Genomic DNA, 24,458 nt, shown 5'->3' on the forward strand with positions numbered 1-24,458 from the left:
TTCATACCTGCACCAGTTTGTCGTGGTTGGCGCGAGCCTGCTCGATCAGTCGGTCAGCCAGAAGACCGGCCATTTCGGCGTCGATCAGTCGCGGCTTCAGATTCATCAGGTGGTCGAACAGGATGCCGTCGCGCAGGTTCTCCTGATCGGGCATCTTGTTGGGACTCCAGATGCGCGGGTTGGCTTTCAGCTCCTGCACAAGCAGATCGACGAGTTCGACCGTCACATCCTTCAGGCGCAGCAGTTCGGCCGACGTGGGCGCCTGACCCGCAAAGGCCACGTCCAGCACCGTGCGCAGGAATGGCGCACAATGCTCCGGCAGGTCGCCGGGCACATCGACAGCCCCCGCCGTGCCCGTGCGCAGTTCGTCGATGATCTTCTGCAGCTGCGCGATGACCTCGTTCCACTGCTCACCCAGGGACTTGAGAATCTCGTTCAGCCGCTCGGACAGCTTGCGGTACAGCACCGGGTCCTCGTCCGCATGCTTCCGGATGTGCGAGCGGATCGCGTGCTCCATTTCCGAGGCCTTGGCGCGATCATTGGCCGCGCGAGCCAGGTGGGTATCGAACTCGGCGTCGGTCAGCTGGATCGGCGGGATCTTGGGATCGATGCCCAGCGAGATCACGTGGTCGTCGATCAGCTTGCGCACCTTGGCGCCGACGTCCTTGCCGAGAACCGGCGTGTCCTTGTAGCGGTTGCGTGCCCGCGCGTAGATGTAGGCCAGTCGTTTGGCGTCGCCCGAGTACGGCAGCCCCTCCGGGCGCGGCAGCACCGTGTCCAGCGATGCCAGGAAGGCCTTGAGCTTGACCGCGAACTCGGCCCGCAGCCTCTCGCTGCCCAGCGCCTCGACGCAGGCCTCGGTGTCATCGAGAGACTCGATGCCCTGCTGGCGGAACAGGTCCACCACGCGCAGGTGCCGGTCGCGCAGCACCGGGATTTCATCCTTGAGGCTGGCCAGCGCGCCTTCCACGTCCTCGTCAGCGTAAGCGGCGAGGGCTTCCTTCAGGTGCTGCGCCACGCCGTAGTAGTCCACCACGATGCCGCAGCGCTTGCCGAAGCCGGTGCGGTTGACGCGGGCGATGGCCTGCAGCAGCTCGGCTTCCCGGATCGGCCGATCCAGATACATGACGCCCTCGATGGGTGCATCGAAGCCGGTGAGCAGCATCGACTTCACCACCAGGAAGGCCAGCGGGTCGGTCTTCGCAGGATCGGCGTGGAACAGCGGCTTCTTGAAGCGCTTGATCAGTTGCTCGTGCGCAGCGCCATCGGTCCAGGCTTTCCACGCCGGATCGTCGTTGTTGCTGCCCGAGATGATGGGCGCGAACTCGAGGCGCGCCAGCGTGTCGCGGTGGCGCCAGGCCTGCACCAAGGCTTGGACCTTGGGCGGGCGCTGGCATAACGCCTCGTCATCCAGCGCCTTGTCCTGCGGACTCAGGCCCTCGGCCTCGGCCAGCAGCTCGTCGCGCGCGGTCTTCAGTGCCGCGAAGTAACGGATCGCCGCCAGCCGGCTGTAGGCCACCACCTGGGCCTTGTAGCCATTGGGCAGGATGTTGGTCACGTAGTGACGCAGCATGTCGCGCGCCTTGTCGGCGATCAGCGCCGGAGCGTCGAAGATATGGCCCTTGGTGGCGTACTTCTGCTTGATCGCCTCCAGCTCCTCGGGCGTGCGCTGCCGGAACAGGTCCTCGAACAGCGCATCCAGGCTGGCGCCGTCCTTGACCGCACCCTTGGCGGTGCGACCCTCGTACAGCACCGGCACCGTGGCGCCGTCGGCCTCGGCCTGCTTGATCGTGTAGCGGTCGATGAACTCGCCGAAGATCTCATGGGTGCGCTTCTTCTCGCCCATGATGATCGGCGTGCCGGTGAAGCCGATGCGCGCGCAGTTGGGCAGCCCGGCCAACAGGTTGGCGTGCAGGTCGCCCGCCTGGGTGCGGTGCGCCTCGTCCACCAGCACGAGGATGCTGTCGTCCTCGTTCAGCACTTCGAACTTTTCACCGGCCTTGTAGGCGCCCTTCGGCTCTTCCACCTTGGGCAGGTCGTCGGCTGTCAGCGGCACCTCGCCCGCCGTATCCGCGTCGCGGTACTTCTGGATCGTGGCGAAGATCAGGCCCGGTCCCTTGCGCCGCGCCAGCGCCTTCACGCCGGCCGTGCTTTCGGCCACCTCCACCACCTCGCCGGTCAGGGTGGCGGTTTCCGAAAGCTGGCGCTGCAGATCCTTGCGGTCGGTAACGACGATGACCTTGAAGCGCCGCAGTTGCGCGTCGGCGCGCATCTTGCGCACCAGGAACACCATCGTCAGGCTCTTGCCCGAGCCCTGGGTGTGCCAGATGATGCCGCCGCGCTGGTCATGTTCGCCGTGCTGCAGGCGCGTCTTGCCGGTCTTGAGCCGGGCAAGGGCGCGGTTGACGGCCCTGTACTGCTGGTAACGGCAGACCGACTTGATGGTCTGGCCACCCACCTGCATGAACAGCAGGAAGTTCTTGATCACGTCCAGCAGGTGTGCCGGAGCCAGCAGGCCGGCGACCAGCCGTTCCTGCTCCGACAGGCTGGACTTGCCCAGCTTCTGCGCCACCTCGATCTCGCTGCCGGAGCCATCAGGCCCGACGACGGTCTTCCACTGCGCGTAGTGCTCGAAGGTCGCACCAATGCTGCCCACGCGCGCTTCGTCGAAGCTTGTCGCGATCAGCAACTGATTGGTGGCGAACAATGCCTCGTTGCCCTCGTTATCTTCGACCTCCAACGCAGTCTTGCGCTGATTGCTGTAGCGGCGCAGCTGGTTCACGGCCTCGGTCAGCGGCTCGGGGATGGACGGACTCTTGCATTCCACCACCACCAGCGGGATGCCGTTCACCAGCAGCACCAGGTCGGGCACGATGAAAGCCTTGCCGCTGTTGTAGCCGGGCGGGCAATCGACGCGGTACTGGTTGACGACGGTGAAGCGGTTGTTGGCCGGCGTATCCCAGTCGAAGTAGCGGATCGTCTGGCCGCGCCCGCCATCCCAGCCCGGCAGGCCCTCGACCGTCAGACCCTTGATCAGCAACTCGGTGGCCTTCTGGTTGGCCTCCATCAGCTTGTGCGTACCGAGCCGGGTGATGGCGGCCACGGCTTCCGACAGGCGTGCATCGTCCAGCCAGGGCTGGCCGTCCGGGCCGGGGTTCAAAGCCCGCAGCCGCTCGCGCAGCACGCCCTCCTGGATCACTTCCGAGAAGCTGCCGCGCCCCGTCACCTCCGGGTCGTCCAGGCTGCCCTCGACATGGACCCAGCCCAGTCCCGCAAGCTGAGCTACGAGCGGCTTTTCAACGTCTTCGAGTTCCCACCCCATCAAAGACTCCTCTGGTGAAATCGGATGCAGCGTGCCAATTGCATCCGTTTTCATCCGTTTTTATCCAATTTCAATCCCCGTTCCCCCAGCCGGTACAAGGCCATCCACTCCCAAGGCCTGCACCGTCACGTTGACCGAAGGGGAGGTCCGTGCCGCCACCAGGCCGGGCAGGCCATCGAGCATCCGGTGCTCCGCATGCAGTCCCGTAGGCGTGCCGTCATCTTCAACACCTAGCCACAGCTCGCCGCCCTCTGCATTGGCAAGGCAGACAATGGCCTCGACCAGATCGTGGTCCGACAGGCGCTGGCGGTCGCTCTTGAATTCGACCGTCAGGGATTCGGCAGGTGGCAGCCTGGGCGTCATGCTTGTTGCGCCTCCTGTAGCAGAGGGGTGACGCGGACGCGGCCGATGAGGAGGTCGTCCATGAGACCGAATTTGAGGTCACGAAGCTTCGCCGATTCCCTTGTCGCGTTCTGGATGCGGTTGTCGATCTCGTCCAACCGCTCGGCGATGAGGTTCTGCTCGGTATGCTCGGGCCTTGCTGTCAGCAGCCCGCGAATGGTTGGGAGGTTCAGACCAGCTTTCGCACCGGCATCGTTCAGCTTGCTGATATAGGCTTGAGCGACGGGGCTGGCCAAATAGTGGCCTACGAAGCGCGGGTTGACGGCACCGATATTGGGCCGCACGAGGGCGATATGCTGATTGATATACGCCTCGCCCATGCCATCTGGAACGACTCCAACAATACCCAGATCGGCCGTGATCGAAATCAGGATATCGCCCGGTTCCAACCGCGTTCGTTGACCGTCTGCGTTGTGTGGCGGGCACACGTAGATGGTGGAGTCAAACCGAAAGTTGATGTGCTCGCGCGTAAGATTTCCGATGCGCACGAACAGCGCGCCGCTTTCGGCATAGAAGCGCGCCCAGTCACGAGAGCCGCTAGTGACAGTGGAGGACACCGCCTCCAATGTGGCGATATCCCACTCCTTCGGAATCCACCCCAGCGGCGACGGCTTGTAGAGATTCGGCGCCTCGGATTGGGGCGGGCGCAGTTCGCCGTTGGCGTCGATGCCGCGCGTCAGCAGGTCGTGCAGCAGGCCCTGCTTGACGGCCTTGAGCTTGGCGATGATCGCTTCGGTTTCCTGGATGGCGGTGTCGAGGGTGTCGAGGATTTTCGAAATAGCCGCCTGTTCTTCCCTACGCTCCGGGAAGATCACCTTCATCTTCTCGACATCGGCAAGGTTAAGCCCCGGCTGCGCGGAGCCCTTCATGTACTTCTTCACCTCAGAGTGAAATGCCTTCGAGCGGAAGAAGTGAAGGAAAAATCGTGAGTGGAGTTCCTCTTGGATTGCGATGCGCGCTGTGGTCTGCGTTAGGTTGGCACCGGACAGAATCTCCGGCACTTCTGCGACTAGGCCAACGTAGCCAACAATGGACAAAAGGATGTCGCCACCTCGAACCGAGGCTCTGTCGAAGCTTGCCGCAAGTCGAGGGGAAACATAGTAGAGGTCATCGACACGAACTTCGCCGCCGCTGTAATCCTGGCCGCGAATCATTGGGACGCCGAGCTCTGGGGTAAATCGAGGGCCTGGCTGGACGATTCCGTATGTAATCCTGCGATGAGGATTAACCACTTCCGCAAGTTTCTTTGACGTCCAGTTATCGGGAACCGAGCTGAAGTCAGACATACCCCAATCCCTTCAAGAACCCCTCCAGCGCCTTCGCCGCCGCATCCCGCTTGCCCTCGATCTCGGTCAGCGTCACCCGGTACTTGTCCCACCAGTTCTCGAACGCGGCAACGATGGCCTTGCGCTGGGCGGCGATGTAGCGCTCGACGATGGCGCGCATGTCGTCGTGCAGGATGGTCAGCAGCAGCTCGGCGGCTTGCTCGGGTGACAGGCCATCGACGGCGGCGTTGATGTGCGCCGCAAAGCTGTCCTTCTTGGCCTTCAGGGCCTTCTTCACGGCGGCGAGCTCCTTCTTCCAGGCCTTCAGCTGGGCTTCGTCGACGGCGTTCTCCTCGTCGCCCTCACCCTCAGCGTCGGCAGCTTCGCCATCCTCGCCGTCGGCATCCTTGGCGGACTTGGGATCCGCCGCCTTGATCTGGCTGACCAGCTCGGCCTTCTTTGCCTCCAGTTCGTTGATGGCCTCGACGAAATCGCCCATCAGGAACTTGACCAGCTTGTGCTCCAGCGGGCTTTCCTTGCTGGCCTTGTCTTCCAGCGCGGTGACGATGCTGGTGCGCCAGGCGTCGGCCACACCCTTGGCGCCGCGCGCCATCAGCGTGAGGAAGTCGTACTTGGTCTGGTACCAGAAGCCGGCGACGATGCCGCGCACCTGGAAGGGGTCGAGCAGGCCGATGGCCTCCAGGCTCTGGCTGAAGCTGGCCAGCAGGTCATTGCGCAGGGCGACGAGACTGGCGGGGTTGTCCATCTGACCGGCCAGTGCCGTGATGCGGCCGCTGTGCGCCTGCCACCATTGCTCGAAGGCTTCACGGATGGCGGCTTCCCTGGCAGTGATGCCGGCGTTGCCTTCGATGGCGGGCTTGAGGTCCTGGCGCCTGGTCAGCCCGGGCTTGAAGTCGAAGTACTTCGCATCGCGCTCGACGAGCAGATCCAGCGGGTCCAGCCCGTGGGCCTGGAACAGCGCGGCCTTGTCAGTCACTTCGGTCTTGGGCACGCCACCGACCAGATGCGCGCGCACGTCGTGCGGCTCGGGCGGTGGGGCGTTGTCGGCGTAGCGGCGGATGTTGAGGTTGTAGTCGTTGGCCTTGAGCGTGGCGTTGTCGACGATGGCCGAAAAGCCGGGCACTTCCTTGAATTCGTCGAAGGTGGTGACGATTTTCTCGATGTGCTCGGGCAGCAGGAAGTTCTGCGCCCGGCCTTCGAAGTATTCGCGGTCGGCATTGATGAACAGCACCTTGCCCAGGCGCTCTTTCGGCTTGCCGCTGACGCGCTGAGCGCCGTTCTGCACCTGCTGGCGCAGCACCAGGATGCAGGCGGGGATGCCGGTGCCGTAGAACAGATTGGGTGCGACGCCGATCACGGCTTCCAGCAGGTCTTCGTTAATGATGCCGGCGCGGATGGTCTTTTCTTCACCCCCACGGAACAGCACACCGTGCGGCATGACGGTGGCGATCATGCCGCCGTCGCGAGTGACGGCGATCATGTGCTGCAGGAACATCAGGTCGGCCTTCTTGGCACCCAGCGGCACTTGGCCGAAGCGGAAGCGCTCGGGGAACTTCGGCGCCCAGGCGGGCGTGCCGTCGGCGTTCTTCTCGGTGTTGCCCCAGTTGATCGAGAAGGGGGGATTGGTGAGCACGCGGTCGAAGCGCCTCAGCTCTCCATTCTCGATATGTCTGGGATCGGCGAAGGTGTCCTCGTTCTGCAGGTCGGCGGTGCTGATGCCGTGCAGCAGCATGTTCATCTTGGCGATGGACCACACCGTGCCGTTGAACTCCTGGCCGAAGAGGTTGGCCTTGCGGCCGTCTTCGCCATGCTCGTCGATGTATTCCTTGGCAGCGATCAGCATGCCGCCGGAGCCGCAGCAGGGGTCGTAGATGTCGTGGGCCAATGAGGGCTTGATCAGCCGCACCATCATCCGCACCACCGAGCGCGGCGTGTAGAACTCGCCGCCCTTCTTGCCGGCCGAGTCGGCAAACTCGCCGATCAGGTATTCGTAGGCGGCGCCCAGCAGGTCGGGGAACTCGAAATCTTCGTTGCGCAGCCGGTAGGTGCCGAAGTGCGAGATCAACTGGCGCAGCTTGATGTCGGGGATCTTGCTCTGGCCGACCTTGCGGGTGAAGTCGATGTGCTCCAGCACTCCGTCCAGGCTGACGTTGACACTCTCGATACCCGCCAGCGCCTTGTTGAGGTAGTCGCCGACGTTCTGATGAGCCTCATTGAGCAGGAACGCGTAACGCGACTGCGGTGGCACCCAGAATGAGTTCTCCTTCTTGTACCAGCGCGGGTTCTCGGCGGACTGCTGCGCCTCGGCCTCGGTCTTGCCGCTTTCCGTTTCCAGGCGGATCACTTCCTCGCGACGTTGCTCGAACACGTCGGAGCAGCGCTTGAGGAACAGCATTCCGAAGATGTATTCCTTGAACTCCGAGGCATCCATCTTGCCGCGCAGGATGTCGGCGGCTTTGAACAGGTGGCGTTCAAGCTGGGTTAACGTCAGTGGCATGATTCAGGTGTTCCTGGTAATTGCATGGAGCGCCATCTGCTGCAGGCGCTCGCGGACTACATCTGCCCGATCCGGGTCTTCGACCAGGCCCGGCAGGCTGTTGTTGAAATCGTCATTCGCCAGCAGCCCGGCGAATGTTTGCCCCACCGACCGCCTGAGCGGTTCCGAGGCAGCGGCAAGTTCCTCCACGAGTTCGGGGCGCCCATCCACGACCTGGATTACGTCCTCCAGATCGTGGCTCGTCAGGAAGTCGCCTTTGCCGCGACTCATGAAGGCCTCAAGCTTGGTAGCGACAAACGCGGGCGCCGAAACCAGCCGGATGGTTATTCCGTTACCCAGCTCAAACGGGGAGGCGGTTGCGATTGCCTCCTCATACCAGCGATTGGTAAAGCCGAGGACGGCGCCAGCAGTGGGCATGAGGTCGAACACAACACCCGACTCGCGATGCAGCCAGCGGCAGATGACCCCACTGGCGGCGTCACGAACGAATCCGCGCTGCTCCAGCTGCTCTTCCACGCGGTAGAACTGCGGGAGTGTTTCGGCAGGGACGATGGCATCGACGTCCATGGTGGGGCGGATCCCTTCCACGAACGGATCGGTAAGCAACAGGCCGGCCGTGGAACCCGCTACGAATACAACCTGCTCGCAGAGATCACCAAGGGCCAGTGCAATCGCCTGAAGGCGGGGAAGGTCTGAGTCAGGCCGCGGCATCGTGAGGCTTCAGAGCATCGGCCAACAGCTTCGCCGCAAGCTCCCGCTCGCGGGCCCGCCCCATACGCAAGGCATCGAGTAGCGCCAGGAGGCGATGCAAGGCCGGGTCCGCCAAGGCAGCCTGTGGCGCCGTGCGATAGATCGGGGAAACCGATGGGCCGCGCGCATTGCCTTGGGGATGCGCCCAGACGGGTGGGTCGCCCTCGCTGTGCAGCAGGCTGACAAGCGGTTCCGCGCCATGCGCCGTGGGAACGCCCCGCTTCACAGGCCCGATCTCCGCCGGGAAGGCATAGCGCGCCCCATGCACTAGGAACTCCTGCACGGCGGGCCGGACCGGAGACCAGTCCCCCCTGCCCCGGATGTTCACCAGACCCGCACCCTTGGCACGCTTGACGCTGGCGTGAACCTCGGCAGGGCTCATTCCCAGCTCCTGGGCCAGGGCGGCAAAGGTAAAGTGCCGGTCCGGATGGGCCGACACCTTGAGAATCACCAGTAGTTCTTGCGGCTTGAGGTCCATGGTCTTATTCGCTATTCGCGAATAGCGAATATAGGTCAGCTCTCCGACCGAAAGAAGCCCCCAGGAAGCAGCCTTGACCTGGGCTCACCGCCTCACGGCGACAGCCCCGCTTTCGCGGGGCTTTTCCTTCAAATTCGATCAGAGCCTCTCAGCCCCACGGATCCTGCAGCACCATCGTGTGCTCGCGGTCCGGGCCGGTGCTGACGATGGCCAGCGGACATCCGGCGAGTTCTTCCAGCGCGCGCAGGTAGGCGCGGGCGGCCGGCGGCAGCTTGTCCCATTCGGTGATGCCGTGGGTGCTTTCTTCCCAGCCCGGGAATTCCAGGTACACCGGCGTGCACTCTTCCCAGCCCTGCGCGTCCAGCGGCGCGTATTCGCTGCGCTTGCCGCGGTATTCGTAGGCGATGCAGATCTTCAGCTTGTCCATGCCGTCGAGCACGTCCAGCTTGGTGATGCACAGGCCGGTGATGCCGTTGATGGCGACGGCGCGCTTGAGCGCGACGATGTCGAGCCAGCCGCAGCGGCGCGGACGGCCGGTGGAGGCGCCGTACTCGGCGCCGCGGTCGCGGATGCCCTGGCCGATGTCGTCGTTGAGTTCGGTCGGGAACGGGCCGCCACCGACGCGCGTGGCGTAGGCCTTGCAGATGCCCAGCACGTAGTCGATGTCCTGCGCGCCGACGCCGGTGCCGGCCAGCGCGCCGCCCACCGTCGTGTTGGAGCTGGTGACATAGGGATAGGTGCCGTGGTCGATGTCGAGCAGTGCACCCTGCGCGCCTTCGAACAGCACGCGCTTGCCCTGCTTGCGCAGGTCGTGAAGGATGCCGGCGACGTCGGACTTCATCGGCTCGACGTATTCGCCGAAGGCCAGCGCCTCGTCGTAGGTCTGCTGGAAATCGACGGCGTCGGTGTTGAGGTACTTGGTCAGCACGAAGTTGTGGTAGTCCAGCGCGGTGCGCAGGACTTCCTCGAGCTGGGCCGGATAGTGCAGGTCGGCGACGCGGATGCCGCGACGCGCGACCTTGTCCTCGTAGGCCGGACCGATACCGCGGCCGGTGGTGCCGATGGCCTTGCCGCCGGCGGCGCGTTCGCGCGCCTGGTCCAGGGCGATGTGGTACTGCATGATCAGCGGCGTGGCCGGCGAGATCTTCAGCCGAGAACGCACTTCGACGCCGTTGGCTTCCAGCTCTTCGATCTCCTTGCGCAGCGCGGCCGGAGACAGCACCACGCCGTTGCCGATCAGGCACAGCGCCCCTTCGCGCAGGATGCCGGATGGAATGAGGTGCAGCACGGTCTTCCTGCCACCGATGACCAGCGTGTGGCCGGCGTTGTGGCCGCCCTGGAAGCGCACGACGGCGCCGATTTCCTCGGTGAGCAGATCGACGATCTTGCCCTTGCCCTCATCGCCCCATTGGGCGCCCAACACCACGACCGACTGACCCATGACCGCTGACTCCTGTATTCGTGCGGCCATCGGGGCCGCGCTGGTGAGCCGCGCTGGTCCTGGCGAAGGCGCTGGGCGGTTCCATCGGGGAAGCGCCCGCCACGCAAGGCCCAGACACGGAGAAAGCCGGCGGGTTGCCCCGACCGGCTTTTCGGAAGTATGAGGGCTCGCCGCGGGCAATGCCAGCGCCGACCGATCCCGGGTCGGCGCGGGTTCAAGTGGCGTTGTCGAGGCTGGGCGACCGTGGCGTGACCGAGGCGGCGCGGCCGGGGCGCCCCATCCTGGAATCAGGCTGCGTCTCCATTCCGCGAATCAGCTTGGTTGGCATCCCGTCATCAGCTTGGTTGGCATCCCGCGAATCGGATTGGTCGTCATCCCCGCGAAGGGGGGATCCAGTCAGGATCACGCTTTTGGAAGGCTGGATTCCCGCCTGCGCGGGGATCCAGTCACGACCACGCTTCCGGAGCGCTGGATTCCCGCCTTCGCGGGGATCCAGTCACGATCACGCTCTTGGAAGGCTGGATACCCGCCTGCGCGGGAATGACGGCGCAGAGCAGACCTGGCCGGTCATGCCCGCTCGGCAATGGTCGCGTTCCGGCGGCCCCTCGAACTCGGCACACTTCAGGTCAGTACTTCGCGAATCGATTTGGGCTCGTCATCCCCGCGAAGGCGGGGATCCAGTCACGACCACGCTTCCGGAGCGCTGGATTCCCGCCTGCGCGGGAATGACGGCAATGCGGGCAGCATCGATTCGTCGCCCGGCGAGTCGCTGGGGCTCGTCATCCCTGCGAAGGCGGGGATCCAGTCACGACCACGCTTCCGGAGCGCTGGATTCCCGCCTGCGCGGGAATGACGACGGGGTTGGCTGGTGTGTGGCGGCGGTGTTGGGCTGATCGGATGCGGTGTATTGCGGACGATCGGATGCGGGCGATCGGCGGGGTCGAATGCGGAGATCGGGCGGGGTCGAGTGCAGACGATCGGACGCGGCCGGGTGCGGGCGGATCAGCCGCGCACGAACTGCAGGCTGATGAGGCCGAGCACGATCATGATCGCGCCGCCGATGCGGAGCTGCCGCGAGGGCAGCTCCTGGATGCGCATCGCCATCTGCTTCCAGCCATCGGGAGACACGAAGAGCATCAGCCCTTCCAGCACCATGACCAGGCACAGCGCGGCCCAGAGCTCGCTCATGGCTGCGGCGGCCGGGTCAGCGGGCGCGCGCGCCTTCGCCGAAGTAACGGAAGAATTCCGAATTCGGGTCGAGCACCATCACGTCGGTGCCGCCGCGGAACGCTTCGCGGTAGGCCTGCAGGCTGCGGTAGAAACCGTAGAACTCGGCGTCGCTGCCATAGGCGGCGGCATAGACTTCGGCGGCGCGGGCATCGCCCTCACCGCGCAGGGTCTGGGCGTCACGCTCGGCCTCCGCAAGCAGCACATTGGCCTGGCGGTCGGCATCGGCGCGGACGCGCTCGGCGGCTTCGCCACCCTGCGCGCGCAGTTCGTTGGCGACGCGGCGGCGCTCTTCGCGCATGCGGCGGAACACCGAGTCGATGACTTCGCTGTCCTCGGGCAGCTCGATGCGCTTGATGCGCACGTCGACCACGGTGATGCCCAGCGCGCGCGCCGCCTCGTCCGACTTCGCCTTCAGCACGTCGGTGAGGTTGGTGCGCACGTCGGCGACGACTTCGGCCAGCGTGCGCTGGTTGAATTCGTTGCGCAGGGCTTCCTTGACGATCGGGTTCAGGCGCGCCAGCGCGTTGCTCTCGTTGCCACCGGTGGCCTGGTAGAAACGCGACACATCGACGATGCGCCAGCGCACGAAGAAGTCGACGCTGACGTCCTTCTTTTCCGAAGTGAGGTAGCGCTCCGGCTGCGCGTCCAGCGTCAGCAGGCGGCGGTCGAAGCGGCGCACCGACTCGATGAAGGGCACCTTGAAGTGCAGGCCCGGCTGGATGTCCGAACGGGTGATGGCGCCCAGGCGGAACAGCGCCGCGGTCTGGTGTTCACTGACGGTGAACAGGCTGTTGGCCAGCACCAGCAGGACCAGTGCGGCGACGATCAGGATGGCGGGTCTCATCGGCGGCTCTCCCGTCCGGTGGAACGGTTGTCACGGCTGCTGGACGCGCTGCTGCCGGTCGACGGTTCGGCGCGGCCGGGCGCGACGCTGCCGGACGCGGCGGGCGGCTCGAAGAGCTGGGCCTGGCGGCCCTTGAGCAGCTGGTCCAGCGGCAGGTACATCAGCGACTGGCTGCCGCCGCCGCTGACGTCGACCATGATCTTCGGATTGCGCGCCAGCACTTCCTGCATGGTCTCCAGCAGCAGGCGCTTGCGCGTGACTTCCGGTGCCTTGCGGTATTCGTCCACGAGCAGGCTGAAGCGCTTGGATTCACCTTCGGCGCGGGCGATGGTGACTTCCTTGTAGCCTTCGGCATCCAGCGTGATGCGGGCGGCCTCACCGCGCGCTTCCGGGACGACGCGGCTGGCGTAGGCCTCGGCCTCGCGCACCAGGCGCTCGCGGTCCTCACGCGCGGCGATGGCGTCGTCGAAGGCGGCCTTCACTTCCTGCGGCGGCTCGACGCCCTGGAAGTTGACGTCGCTGATCTCGATGCCGGTCCTGTAGTCGTTCAGCGCTTCCTGCAGGTGGTCGCGCACCGATGCGACCAGCACCGCGCGCTGGCCGATCAGCACTTCGTCCAGCGTATTGGCGCCGATGACCTGGCGAACGGCCGCTTCGGCCGCCTCGCTCAGGGCGAGGTCCGGATCACGGCTGCCGAACAGGTAGAGGTTGGGATCGGCGACGCGGTACTGCACGTTGAAACGCATGACGACGAGGTTCTCGTCGCGCGTCAGCATGCGCGCTTCGGCGTTGACCGAACGCACCGAGGTGAAATCGACCTTGCGCACATCCTCGATCGGACGCGGCCACTTGAAGTTGAGGCCGGGATTCATCTGGCGGTCGAACTTGCCGAAGCGCAGCACGGCGCCGCGCTCGCGTTCCTCGATGACGACGACCGAATCGAACGCGGCCCAGATCAGCAACGCGGCCAGCGCGATCAGCGCAATACCGCCAAAACCGGGACCACCGGAACCCAGGCCGTCACCGCCGCCGCCGCGCTTGCCGCGGCCACCGCCGAACAGGCGGTTCAGGCGATCGCCCATGTTCTTCAGCCAGCGATCGAAATCGGGGCCATTGCCGCCGTTTCCACCGCCACCTTTGTTGTTGCCGCCACCGGACCAGGGGTCGCGCTGGCCGCCGCCGGGTTCATTCCAAGCCATCGACTGCTCCGTCGTTGCGGCCGGCGCAGGGCGCCGACCGGTGGAGTACGCCCTTTACGGCGCACCACAGGGCTGCTGATTGTACCCCAGCCGTCGGAAGCGTCCGGCCGGGGAAGGGGTGTGTCGTCCTGCCTGTCATGCCGCCGCGTCGTCGCTGCCGCCGCGCGGATCAAGCGTGTCGTCGGGCGGTTCGCCGAAGTCGAAGGCGTCATCGTCGTCATCGTCGGCGGCGCGGACATCGATGGCCCTGATAAGCAGGCCGTCGGCCTCCCCGCGCTGCCGCAGGCGGTTGGCCTCGGCGTCGCCCAGGCGGACCTGCAACTGCCAGCCTTCGTCCGTCGACGCTTCCGATTCGATGGCCTGCTGGCGATACAGCGCGGCGCGCACCGAACCCTGGCTGTGCGGCACGAACAGCCGGTAGCGCAGGCGGCGTTCGGCGAAGTGTTCGCCGATGGCCTCGAACAGCAGGTCCATGCCCTCGCCTTTCGCGGCCGACAGCCACACACGCGGCTGGTTGTCGCCGTCGATGCGGTCGCGATGCGGCACCCGGCCTTCCAGGCAGTCGATCTTGTTCATCACCAGGATGCGCGGCAGGTCGCCGGCACCGATTTCCTCAAGGACGGCATCAACCTGGCGGATGCGTTCGGTGTGTTCGGGATCGGCGGCGTCGACGACGTGCAGCAACAGGTCGGCTTCGCGCGCCTCCGCCAGCGTCGAGCGGAACGCGGCGACGACCTCGTGCGGCAGCTCGCGGATGAAGCCGACGGTGTCGGCCAGCAGCAGTGGACCGCAGGGCAGGCCTTCGATGCGACGCAGCGTCGGATCCAGCGTGGCGAACAGCTGGTCGGCGGCATAGACCCCGGCACCGGTCAGCTGGTTGAACAGCGTGGACTTGCCGGCGTTGGTGTAGCCGACCAGCGCCAGCGTCGGCAGCTCGCCCCGGCGGCGCGAACGCCGTGACTGGCTGCGCTGCACCTGCACCTGGTCGAGGCGGCGCTTGAGGATCTTGACGCGCTCGGCGAGCAGCCGGCGGTCGGTTTCCAGCTGCGTTTCACCTGGACCGCGCAGGCCGATGCTGCCGCCGCGCTGTCGTTCGAGATGGGTCCAGCCGCGCACCAGGCGCGTGGACAGGTGGCGCAGCTGCGCCAGTTCGACCTGCAGCTTGCCTTCGAAACTGCGCGCACGCTGCGCGAAGATGTCGAGGATCAGCCCGGTGCGGTCGATGACGCGGCACTTGCAGTGGCGTTCGAGGTTGCGCTCCTGCACCGGCGACAGCGCCTGGTCCACCAGGACAACGTCGGCGTCGTGCAACTGGCGCAGCGTCGCAACCTCCTCGACCTTGCCGGAACCGACGTAGGTGGCGGAGTGCGGTCGATTGATGCGCGCCGTGACGACGGCGACGACCTGCGCACCGGCCGACGCGGCCAGTTCGGAGAATTCGGCGATCTCGCCGTCGGCATCCTCGCCCGTGGCGAGCGGAACCAGGAGGATGGCTCGCTCGCCGCCGCGGGCACGGCTGAAAGGATCGGGACCGGCCTCGATGTCAGGCCGGTCGATCTGCGGGTTCGACTCGTTCAATCGTCGTCGTTGCCGTTGCCGTGGCCATTGCCGTGGTCATGGCTGCCACCCGGCGCCGGGGCGACCTGCGGACCATGTTCGGTCATGCGCACGTTGCGCGCGGGAACCACGGTGGAGATGGCGTGCTTGTAGACCATCTGGTTGACCTGGTTGCGCAGGAGAACCACGAACTGGTCGAACGACTCGATCGTGCCCTGCAACTTGATGCCATTGACCAGGTAAACCGAAACCGGCACGCGCTCTTTGCGCAGTGCGTTCAGAAAAGGATCCTGCAGTGACTGGCCCTTCGACATGGTGCTTCTCCTTATGCGTGCAACCTGTTGTATTTTCTGCCTGATACGGGCCGCGAACTGACCACGACCTAAGGGGCGCACCGGCTTTTTCAAGTCGCCCGAGTATAGGTGATCCGATCCGGCCTTGCCCCTGCCGTTGGTTGGCCCGGCGCGCGGGCGCCCGGATCTGTGTCGCAAGTCGTTGTTCGACAAGGAAATCGCGTCGAGGCCGCCACGCAGGAGAGCGGGTCGACGGCCCGGCAATTCTTATAGTTCAGTGACTTACGGAAACTTTCACTCGGATTGGCATCCGTTCATTCAGACCGGTCGCCGAGGAAGGCTTCGACATAGCGGACCGCCGCCGGCAAGGGGTCGGCGGCCAGTGGATCCAGGGCGAAGGCGTCGCGTTCGCCGCGGAACCAGGTGAGCTGGCGCTTGGCCAGCTGGCGCGTCGCCTCGATGGCCTGCTGGCGGAAGCCGTCGGTATCGGTCTGGCCGTCCAGATGCGACCAGGCCTGGCGGTAACCGACGGCCCGCAGCGCCGGCAGGTCGGGACGGCCAGCCAGGCGCGGATCGGCGCGCAGGCGCCTCACCTCGTCGAGGAAGCCGGCCGCCAGCATGATGTCGAACCGCCGGGCGATGCGGCGATGCAATTGCGCGCGGTCCGCCGGCAGCAGCACCAGCTTGAGCAGGCGCCACGGCGGCCGCTGCGACGACTGCGCCTGCAGCACGCTGAGCGGCTGGCCGGTGCTGAGGCAGACCTCGAGCGCGCGCTGGATGCGTTGCGGATCGGTGGGCCGGATGCGCGTGGCGGCGACGGGATCCAGCCTTGCCAGTTCGGCGTGAAGTGCCGGCCAGCCTTCGCGGCCCCCGCGTGCCGACAGCGCCTGGCGCAGGGCCGGCTGGGCGACCGGCAGTTCGGCCAGGCCGCGTGTCAGGGCGCGGAAGTACAGGCCGGTGCCGCCGACCAGCAGCGGCACCTTGCCGGCGGCATGGATGCGCGCCATGGCGGCCAGTGCTTCGGTGCGGAAATCACCGGCCGAGAACGGCTGGTCGGGCTCACGGATGTCGACCAGCTCGTGCGGATGCACCGCAAGCGTGCCGGCATCCGGCTTCGCCGACCCGATGTCCAGGCCGCGATAGACCAGCGCCGAATCGGCACTGACCAGGCCGAGCGGGAACCGCCCAGCCAGTGCGATGGCCAGGTCGGTCTTGCCGCTGGCCGTCGGCCCCATCAGCGCGATCGCCGGGGGCCGGTTGTCGATGCCGCCTGTCATGGCCGCGGGGCGCGGCGGCAGGCTCAGCGTCGCGCCGCGGACAGGCCCATTTCGCGCAGCAGGTGGTGGGCGCCATCGACGACGTCCATCACCCACAGCATGTAGCGCACGTCGACATGGATCGAACGGGTGATGGCCGGCTCGAACAGCCAGCTGGCGCTGACCGATTCGATGTTGCCGTCGAAGGCCAGGCCGATCAGTTCGCCCTTGCCGTTGAGCGTCGGCGAACCGGAGTTGCCGCCGGTGATGTCGAGATCGGCGAGGAAGTTGACCGGTACCGAACCCAGCGCCGGATCGGCATAGCTGCCGTGGCGCCTGGCGGCGATCTCGTCCAGCTGCCGCTGCGTGGCGTCGAAGGGATCCTCGCCGGTGTGCTTGGCGGCCAGGCCTTCCAGCGTCGTGAACGGCAGGTACTGCATGCCGTCGCGCGGCGAATAGCCGGTGACGGTGCCGTAGCTGACGCGCAGCGAGTTGTTGGCATCCGGGTAGATCGGACGGTTGCGGCTTCGGTTGTAGTCGATCATCGCCTGCATGTACTGCGGGCGGTACAGGAAGGCGTTGCCGCTGGCCTGCTTGTCCTGTTCCTCGGCACGCAGCCAGGCCGGCATCAGCGCATCGACGAAACGCAGCAGGGCGTCGTCGCTGGCCTTGATGGCGTCGAGATCGGCGGCGAACCACTCAAGGCGCCTGGCCGGATCGGTGAGGCTGGAGCCCGCATACAGCGCGGTGAGCCGGGCGCTGATCGCTTCGGCGGTGCTGGCGCCATCGAGCCAGGCGTCCAGCTCGGCGATGCGCTGGTCGGCAGGCAGGCGTGCGTAGCGCACCAGCAGCTCGGTGCCCAGCTTCACCTCGACGGCCGGGTCGAAGCGGCGGTCGATCGTGCGCAGGAATCCTTCCAGGCGTGCCTCGTCGCGCTGCTGGAAGCCGTATTCGCGTTCGGCATCCGGCTTGCCGCGTTCCATCGCCAGGCGCTCGATGCTGTAGCCGGCGCGCAGCATCGCCAGGCCACTGAACTGGCGGAACAGCAGGTCGCGCTCGCGCGTGCCACGCGCCTTCGCCAGCTCTTCGCGGAGGCGGGCGACACCGGCCTTCAGGCGTTCGCCGTCGCGGTTGCGGTCGAGCCAGCGCTCCAGCTCCTCTTCGCCCCGGGCCTTCACGGCGACGGCATCGGCGCGGCGAAGGCCTTCGATCTGGCCGCCGAAGTTCTTCAGTGTGTTGTTCCACGAGGCGATGTTGCCGGCGTACTTCAGGCGCGCCTCGGCATCCGGATGGCCTTCGACGATATCGACGTAACGCTGGTACAGCTCGATGGTGGTCGGGTACTGCCACTCGATGGCGTCGCGCACTTCCTCCGACAGGCGGTAGCGGTTGGTGCGACCGGGATAACCGGTGACCATCACGAAGTCGCCGGCGGAGACGCCCTCCGGCTGCACCTTCAGGTGGTGGCGTGGCTTGTAGGGCACGTTGTCTTCGGAATAGGCGGCCGGCTTGCCGTCCGGGCCGACGTAGGCGCGCAGGAAGCTGAAGTCGCCGGTATGGCGCGGCCACATCCAGTTGTCGATGTCGCCGCCGAACTTGCCGATGGCGCTGGCCGGGGCATAGACCAGGCGCACGTCGCGCACTTCCAGCTGGCGAACGAGCTGGAAGGACAGGCCTTGATGGAAGACGTACACGTCGCAGCGGTAGCCCGGCGTCGCCTCGCATTCGGCGACGACGGCCTTGCTGGCGCGGTCGATGGCCTGGTGGCGCGCGGTACCGGTGACGCTGTCGTCCAGGCCTTCGGTGATGCGCGCGGTCACGTCCTCGATGGATTCGGTGACGAAGATGCGCATCGTCGGCTCAGCCGGCAGCTCGTCCTTGTGGGTCGCGGCCAGGAAGCCGTCGGCGAGCAGGTTGCGCTCCGGCGTCGAGTTGTACTGGATGGCGCCATAGGCGCAGTGATGGTTGGTGACCACCAGGCCATCCGGCGACACGAACGACGCCGTGCAGAAACCGAAGCCGACGATGGCACCGAGCGGGTATTCGGTCAGGCGCGCCAGGTCTTCCGGTTCCAGGTCGAGGCCGCGGGCCTTGAGCTGGACTTCCAGGTCCGGCAGTTGCGCCGGCTGCCACATGCCTTCGTCGGCGTGGCCGTGCATGGCGGGCAATACGAGGGACAGGCTCAGCAGTAAACCGGGCAGGACGCGCATGGGTTGTTTCCGGAAAGTCGGGAGGTGGGCAGGATAGAAGTAGGGGAAACCGGGGGCAAACCCGCCGCGTGCGCGATCACGCCGGGACGAGCGGTTTTTCCAGCACGATGAAGTAGAGGTCGTCGCGCCGGGGCAGGCCGAAGCGCGGCTCGCCATAGGGAAACGGATGCGTATCTTCGCAGCGCTGGAAACCGCGGCGCTGGTACCAGGCGATCAGGCTGTCGCGCAGCCAGATCACTTTCATGCGCAGGCGGCGGCTGTGGAAGGATTCGACGACGCGGCGCTCGGCTTCAATGAGCAGGCGGTCGCCGATGCCGTGGCCCTGCAGCCCCGGATCGACAGCGAAGAGGCCGAACCAGGCGTCATCGCCCTCGCGACTGACATGGCAGCAGCCGACCAGCGCGGCTTCGACGTCGTCGCGCTCGGCCAGGACGATGCCCTGCCCTTCACCGATGAGTTCAAGCACGCCTTCGCGGTCGATGCGCTGGCCGTCGAGGAAATCCGCTTCGGTCGTCCAGCCGGCACGGCTGGCGTCGCCACGGTAGGCGGACTGCGCCAGCGCGACGATGGCATCGGCATCGCCGGCCGTCGCCCAGCGGTAGCGCAGCGGAATGCGGGAGGGGTCGGTCATGACACCGCGATTGTGCCGCTCAGGCCAGCAGCGTGCGCGCTCGCTCCAGCGCGTTGACCAGCTGGTCCACCTCGCCTTCCTGGTTGTAGAACGCCAGCGAGGCGCGGCAGGTGGCGGACACGCCGAAACGCTTCATCAGCGGATGCGCGCAATGATGGCCGGAACGAACGGCCACGCCTTCCAGGTCGATCAGCGTGGCGAGGTCCTGTGCCTGCACGCCTTCGACCAGGAACGAGAACACCGGTACGCGCTCGCGCGCGCCGGCGCCGACCAGGCGCAGGCTCGGCATCGCCTGCAGGCGGGACAGCGCGTAGTCGGCCAGGGCCTGTTCGCGGGCGGCGATCGCCTCCATGCCCAGCGCTTCGATGTAATCGACCGCGGCACCCAGCCCGATCACGCCGGCGATGTTCGGCGTGCCGGCTTCGAAGCGATGCGGCGGATCGGCGAAGGTCGTGCCGGCGAAATCCACTTCGCGGATCATCTCGCCGCCGGACAGGAACGGCGGCATCGCCGCCAGCAGCGCATGGCGCGCCCACAGCACGCCGGTGCCGGTCGGCCCGAACATCTTGTGGCCGGTAAAGGCGTAGAAATCGCAGCCGATGGCCTGCACGTCGATGCGCAGGTGCGGCGCCGCCTGCGAGCCGTCGATCAGCGTGGTGATGCCGCGCTCGCGCGCCAGCCGGCACAGCTCGACGACCGGATTGATGGTGCCGAGCGCGTTCGAGACATGCGTGAAGGCGAACAGCTTCACCTCGGGCGTCAGCAGCGCCGGCAGCGCGTCCAGATCCAGCTCGCCGCTGTCCAGCACCGGCAGCACCTTCAGCGTCGCGCCGCTGCGCTCGCAGAGCAGCTGCCACGGCACGATGTTGGCGTGGTGCTCCATGCCGGTGACGAGGATGGCGTCGCCGGCCTGGATGTTGGCGCCGCCCCAGCTGTAGGCGACCAGGTTGATGGCCTCGGTGCTGCCCCGTGTGAAGATGATTTCATTGCGCGACGGCGCGTTGACGAACGCGGCCAGCCGGTCGCGCACGCCCTCGTAGGCTTCGGTCGCCTCGGTGCCGAGCGTGTGCACGGCGCGCGAGACATTGGCGTTGTACTGGCGGTAGTAGCGCTCCATCGCCGCCAGCACGGCCTCGGGCCGCTGCCCGGTGTTGGCGTTGTCCAGGTACACCAGCGGCTTGCCGTGCACCTGCCGGCGCAGCGCCGGGAAGTCGTCGCGCAGGGTCTGCCAATCGCGCGAGGCGGCCGGCAGCCCGGGCCGTTCCGCCGTGGCGATCACGCGACCTCCAGCCACTGCGCCAGGCGCAGGGCGGCTGGCGAATCCTGTCGCTCGCCGAAGGCTTCGGCGGCAAACGCGCGCGTCAGCATCGAACGCGCCTGGTCCAGCCCGATGCCGCGGCTGCGCAGGTAGAAAAGGGCCTGCGCATCCAGCTGGCCGACGGTGGCGCCATGCGCGCACTTCACGTCGTCGGCATAGATCTCGAGGACCGGCTTCGCATCCACTTCCGCCTGCACCGAACCGAGCAGGCTCTTGCAGCCCAGCTGCGCGTCGGTGCCGTCGGCCCCTTTCGCGACATTGATGTGGCCGTTGAAAACGGCGCGCGAGCGTTCGTTGGCGATCGCGCGCCAGGTCGTGTTGCTGGAGGCGTTCGGGCTGTCGTGGCGCAGGTCGAACTGCAGGTCGGCGACGCGGCGGCCTTCGAGCATGAACACGCCACCGACATCGGACTGCACGTTTTCGCCCGCGAGCACGACGGTGAGGTCATGGCGCGAAGGCGACGCGCCGGCGTCGAGGACATGCAGCGTCAGCCGCGCGTCGGCTTCCAGTTCGATGCGCGTGCGCGCGATGCTGGCCATGTCACCGGCAGCGCGTGTCCACGCCAGCTCCAGGTGCGCGCCACGGGCGACGCGGATGTCGCTGACGATGGTCGCCAGCCCGCTGCCGGACAGGGCTTCCTGGTCCAGGTGCAGGCGCAGGTTCGCGCCTTCGCCGAGCTGGATGCGGTGGGCGAGGTGCCAGTGCGTCGATGCCGCCTGTCCGGCGCCACGGATATGGATGCGGAACCAGTCGTCGTCGACGTAACCGGCCGGCACGTCGATCAGCGCGCCATCGCTGGCAAACGCGGCGTTGGCATGGTCGAAGACGTCGCCACCTTCAGCCGCCGGGGTGGCCGGTGCCAGCGCCTGTCCGGCCTGGCCGGACGCCAGCGCATCGGCGAGGCGACGCATGAAGGGCGGCGCATTGCCGACCGCGCCCTGCCCTGCCACGAAGACCATTGCGGCATCGTCCACGGCGGCCGGCACCGCTGCCTGCACGACCTGCGGCGCCTGCTGCGCCAGTTCGTGCAGGCTGGTGTACTTCCAGGCCTCGTCCTTCCGCTGCGGCCAGCGCGCGGATACCAGGGCGTCGAGCGCGCGCTGCCGGCGTTCGATGAACCATGCCGGCCAGCCTGCCGAGGGTGGCGGCAACTGCGCCGCCAGGGTCTGTTGCAGCACGGTGTCCATGCTCAGGCCCCGGCGTCGGCAAGGTGGCGTTCGGCGACCCAGCCGTAGCCGTGCGCTTCCAGTTCCCTGGCCAGCGTACGGTCGCCGGATTCGACGATGCGGCCATCGACCAGGACGTGCACGAAATCCGGCTGGATGTAGTCGAGCAGGCGCTGGTAATGGGTGATGACGATGAAGCCGCGCTCCGGCGAACGCAGCGCATTGACGCCGTCGGCGACCTGGCGCAGGGCGTCGATGTCGAGGCCGGAATCGGTTTCGTCGAGGATGGCCAGTGCCGGTTCCAGCACCGCCATCTGGAAGATCTCGTTGCGCTTCTTCTCGCCGCCGGAGAAGCCGCTGTTGACGCCGCGCTTGAGCAGGTCGTCGGGCAGGCTCAGCACCTTCAGCTTCTCGCGCACCAGGCGCAGGAACTCGACCGAATCGATCTCCGCCTCGCCACGCGAACGTCGCTGCGCATTCAGCGCCGCACGCAGGAAATAGGTGTTGTTGACGCCGGGAATCTCGACCGGATACTGCAGTGCCAGGAACACGCCGGCGGCGGCGCGTTCTTCCGGCTCCAGTTCCAGCAGGTCCTGGCCGTTGAACCGCACCGAACCGGCGGTGACTTCGTAGCCGTCGCGTCCGGACAGCACCGAGGCCAGCGTGCTCTTGCCGGAACCGTTCGGCCCCATGATCGCGTGCACTTCACCGGCGCCGACCTTGAGGTCCAGGCCCTTGAGGATGTCCTTGCCGGCGGTACGCGCGTGCAGGTTGTCGATGGTCAGCATGTCGGGTCAGTCCAGGTAGGGCTTGAGGTCGGCCGGGATCGGCATCGGCTTGATGGCGGAGACATTGGCGCCACCGGTGTTGCCGACCGGCACCCAGATCAGGCTCTTGGTGAGCGCCGCGGGAATGCGCAGCAGCTGGCCGGCCAGCTCGCGCGGGTCGCGACGGCGCCAGCCGATGCGCAGCATGTGCAGGTGCGCGCGTGTATGCGCGCGGGTGTTGCGCTGGCCGAGGATGTGCGCGCGCTCCAGATGACTGAAGGCGGCGTCGAGATCGCCTGCGGCTTCGGCGCGGCGGGCCTGCGCCATTTCGTTGTCGTAGGCGGCGCGCTGGTGGGGACGAAGCTTCATCCGACCGAGCCCTCCAGCGACACCTCCAGCAGGCGCTTGGCTTCGACGGCGAACTCCATTGGCAGCTCCTTGAACACGTCACGGCAGAAGCCGTCGACGATCATGGACACGGCGTCTTCTTCGCCGATGCCGCGCGAGCGGCAGTAGAACAGCTGGTCGTCGGAAATCTTCGAGGTGGTGGCCTCGTGCTCGACGATGGCATCCGGGCGGCGCACCTCGATGTACGGGAAGGTGTGCGCGCCGCACTTCTTGCCGATCAGCAGCGAATCGCACTGCGTGTAGTTGCGCGCGTTCGCGGCCGTCGGCTGCACGCGCACCAGGCCGCGATACGTCTGCTGGCCACGGCCGGCGGAAATGCCCTTGCTGATGATCTTGCTCTTGGTGTTCTTGCCGATGTGGATCATCTTGGTGCCGGTATCGGCCTGCTGCATGTGGTTCGTCAGCGCCACCGAGTAGAACTCGCCGACCGATTCCTCGCCCATCAGCACGCAGCTGGGATACTTCCAGGTGATCGCCGACCCCGTTTCCACCTGGGTCCAGGAAATCTTCGAGCGCGCACCACGGCAGGCGCCGCGCTTGGTGACGAAGTTGTAGATGCCGCCGACGCCGTTCTCGTCGCCCGGATACCAGTTCTGCACCGTCGAGTACTTGATCTCGGCGCGCTCCAGCGCAACCAGCTCGACCACCGCGGCGTGCAGCTGGTTCTCGTCGCGCATCGGCGCCGTGCAGCCTTCCAGGTACGACACGTAGGCATCGTCCTCGGCGATGATGAGCGTGCGCTCGAACTGGCCGGTGTCACGGGCGTTGATGCGGAAATAGGTGCTCAGCTCCATTGGGCAACGAACGCCCTTGGGAATGAACACGAAACTGCCGTCGGTGAACACCGCGGAGTTCAGCGCGGCGAAGAAATTGTCGGTATGCGGCACGACCGAACCGAGGTACCTCCGCACCAGCTCCGGATGGCTGTGCACCGCTTCGGAAAACGAACAGAAGATCACGCCGGCCTCGGCCAGTTCCTTCTTGAACGTGGTGCCGACGCTGACCGAATCGAACACGGCATCGACCGCGACGCCGGCCAGGCGCGCGCGCTCGTGCAGCGGCACGCCGAGCTTGTCGAAGGTTTCCAGCAGTTTGGGATCGACCTCATCCAGCGACTTCGGCCGGTTCTTGAGGTTTGGCGCGGCGTAGTAGCTGATTGCCTGGAATTCGATCGGCGCGATCTCCAGCTTGGCCCAGTCCGGCATCGGCATGGTCAGCCAGTGGCGATACGCGGCCAGCCGCCATTCCGTCAGCCAGTCCGGCTCGCCCTTCTTTGCCGAGATCGCACGGATGACGTCCTCGCTCAGGCCGGGCGGGACGACGTCGGTCTCGATGTCGGTCACGAAGCCGGCCTTGTAGCGCTGGCCCAGGCGTTCGCTGATCTGTTCGGGTGTGGCAACCAT

Annotated in this window: 19 protein-coding genes and 1 pseudogene; all 20 read right to left on the minus strand. The window is 66.4% G+C overall.

Annotated elements, in window-relative coordinates; genetic code table 11:
* Nucleotide 1: 1 nt before the first annotated feature.
* Complete coding sequence (locus EDC25_RS02620; RefSeq protein WP_132577208.1) at nt 2–3,322, minus strand: type I restriction endonuclease subunit R; 3,321 nt, start codon at nt 3,320–3,322, stop codon at nt 2–4.
* 60 nt (nt 3,323–3,382) lie between these two features.
* On the minus strand, nt 3,383–3,685 hold the full coding sequence (locus EDC25_RS02625; RefSeq protein ID WP_123522116.1) for an AlbA family DNA-binding domain-containing protein: 303 nt from the start codon (nt 3,683–3,685) through the stop codon (nt 3,383–3,385).
* Complete coding sequence (locus EDC25_RS02630; RefSeq protein ID WP_123522117.1) at nt 3,682–5,010, minus strand: restriction endonuclease subunit S; 1,329 nt, start codon at nt 5,008–5,010, stop codon at nt 3,682–3,684. The genes EDC25_RS02625 and EDC25_RS02630 overlap by 4 nt, the downstream gene beginning before the upstream one ends.
* Nucleotides 5,003–7,507: a type I restriction-modification system subunit M gene (locus EDC25_RS02635; protein ID WP_123522118.1), complete on the minus strand. Its 2,505-nt coding sequence runs from the start codon at nt 7,505–7,507 to the stop codon at nt 5,003–5,005. The genes EDC25_RS02630 and EDC25_RS02635 overlap by 8 nt, the downstream gene beginning before the upstream one ends.
* A 3-nt stretch (nt 7,508–7,510) precedes the next feature.
* Nucleotides 7,511–8,218: a hypothetical protein gene (locus EDC25_RS02640; RefSeq protein ID WP_123522119.1), complete on the minus strand. Its 708-nt coding sequence runs from the start codon at nt 8,216–8,218 to the stop codon at nt 7,511–7,513.
* The gene (locus EDC25_RS02645; protein WP_123522120.1) at nt 8,205–8,735 is read right to left on the minus strand and encodes a MarR family transcriptional regulator; all 531 of its coding nucleotides are present in this window, start codon (nt 8,733–8,735) and stop codon (nt 8,205–8,207) included. Before EDC25_RS02645 ends, EDC25_RS02640 begins: the two co-directional genes overlap by 14 nt.
* A 148-nt stretch (nt 8,736–8,883) precedes the next feature.
* Nucleotides 8,884–10,176, minus strand: coding sequence for an adenylosuccinate synthase (locus EDC25_RS02650; RefSeq protein WP_123522121.1), 1,293 nt, complete (start codon nt 10,174–10,176; stop codon nt 8,884–8,886).
* A 1,002-nt stretch (nt 10,177–11,178) separates the two neighbouring features.
* Nucleotides 11,179–11,364 carry a DUF2065 domain-containing protein gene (locus tag EDC25_RS02660; RefSeq protein ID WP_123522123.1) on the minus strand — a complete coding sequence of 62 codons (186 nt, stop codon included), beginning with the start codon at nt 11,362–11,364 and terminating at the stop codon, nt 11,179–11,181.
* Between the two features lie 16 nt (nt 11,365–11,380).
* On the minus strand, nt 11,381–12,250 hold the full coding sequence (gene hflC / locus EDC25_RS02665; protein WP_123522124.1) for a protease modulator HflC: 870 nt from the start codon (nt 12,248–12,250) through the stop codon (nt 11,381–11,383).
* Nucleotides 12,247–13,449, minus strand: coding sequence for an FtsH protease activity modulator HflK (hflK, locus tag EDC25_RS02670; RefSeq protein WP_123522125.1), 1,203 nt, complete (start codon nt 13,447–13,449; stop codon nt 12,247–12,249). Before hflK ends, hflC begins: the two co-directional genes overlap by 4 nt.
* A 240-nt stretch (nt 13,450–13,689) precedes the next feature.
* Nucleotides 13,690–14,991: pseudogene (hflX, locus tag EDC25_RS02675) on the minus strand (ribosome rescue GTPase HflX); the annotation flags it as partial.
* Nucleotides 14,992–15,023: 32 nt separating this feature from the next.
* The gene (gene hfq / locus EDC25_RS02680; protein WP_205984972.1) at nt 15,024–15,320 is read right to left on the minus strand and encodes an RNA chaperone Hfq; all 297 of its coding nucleotides are present in this window, start codon (nt 15,318–15,320) and stop codon (nt 15,024–15,026) included.
* Between the two features lie 293 nt (nt 15,321–15,613).
* A complete protein-coding gene (gene miaA, locus EDC25_RS02685; protein ID WP_123522126.1) occupies nt 15,614–16,576 on the minus strand; it encodes a tRNA (adenosine(37)-N6)-dimethylallyltransferase MiaA in 963 nt (320 codons plus the stop codon).
* Between the two features lie 23 nt (nt 16,577–16,599).
* Nucleotides 16,600–18,765, minus strand: coding sequence for a S46 family peptidase (locus tag EDC25_RS02690; RefSeq protein ID WP_205984973.1), 2,166 nt, complete (start codon nt 18,763–18,765; stop codon nt 16,600–16,602).
* 76 nt (nt 18,766–18,841) lie between these two features.
* Nucleotides 18,842–19,396: a GNAT family N-acetyltransferase gene (locus EDC25_RS02695; RefSeq protein ID WP_123522127.1), complete on the minus strand. Its 555-nt coding sequence runs from the start codon at nt 19,394–19,396 to the stop codon at nt 18,842–18,844.
* A gap of 19 nt (nt 19,397–19,415) precedes the next feature.
* Nucleotides 19,416–20,675 (minus strand): cysteine desulfurase, encoded by a 1,260-nt coding sequence (locus EDC25_RS02700; RefSeq protein ID WP_377599905.1) that lies wholly within the window; start codon nt 20,673–20,675, stop codon nt 19,416–19,418.
* Nucleotides 20,672–21,892, minus strand: a complete 1,221-nt coding sequence (locus EDC25_RS02705) for a SufB/SufD family protein (RefSeq protein WP_132577209.1) — start codon at nt 21,890–21,892, stop codon at nt 20,672–20,674. Before EDC25_RS02705 ends, EDC25_RS02700 begins: the two co-directional genes overlap by 4 nt.
* 11 nt (nt 21,893–21,903) lie before the next feature.
* Entirely contained in the window at nt 21,904–22,668 is a 765-nt protein-coding gene (sufC, locus tag EDC25_RS02710; RefSeq protein ID WP_123522129.1) for a Fe-S cluster assembly ATPase SufC, read from the minus strand.
* Nucleotides 22,669–22,674: 6 nt separating this feature from the next.
* Entirely contained in the window at nt 22,675–23,016 is a 342-nt protein-coding gene (locus EDC25_RS02715) for a DUF3703 domain-containing protein (protein ID WP_123522130.1), read from the minus strand.
* Complete coding sequence (sufB, locus tag EDC25_RS02720) at nt 23,013–24,458, minus strand: Fe-S cluster assembly protein SufB (RefSeq protein WP_164484049.1); 1,446 nt, start codon at nt 24,456–24,458, stop codon at nt 23,013–23,015. The genes EDC25_RS02715 and sufB overlap by 4 nt, the downstream gene beginning before the upstream one ends.

Source organism: Pseudofulvimonas gallinarii (genome assembly GCF_004343305.1).
Classification (GTDB): domain Bacteria; phylum Pseudomonadota; class Gammaproteobacteria; order Xanthomonadales; family UBA2363; genus Pseudofulvimonas; species Pseudofulvimonas gallinarii.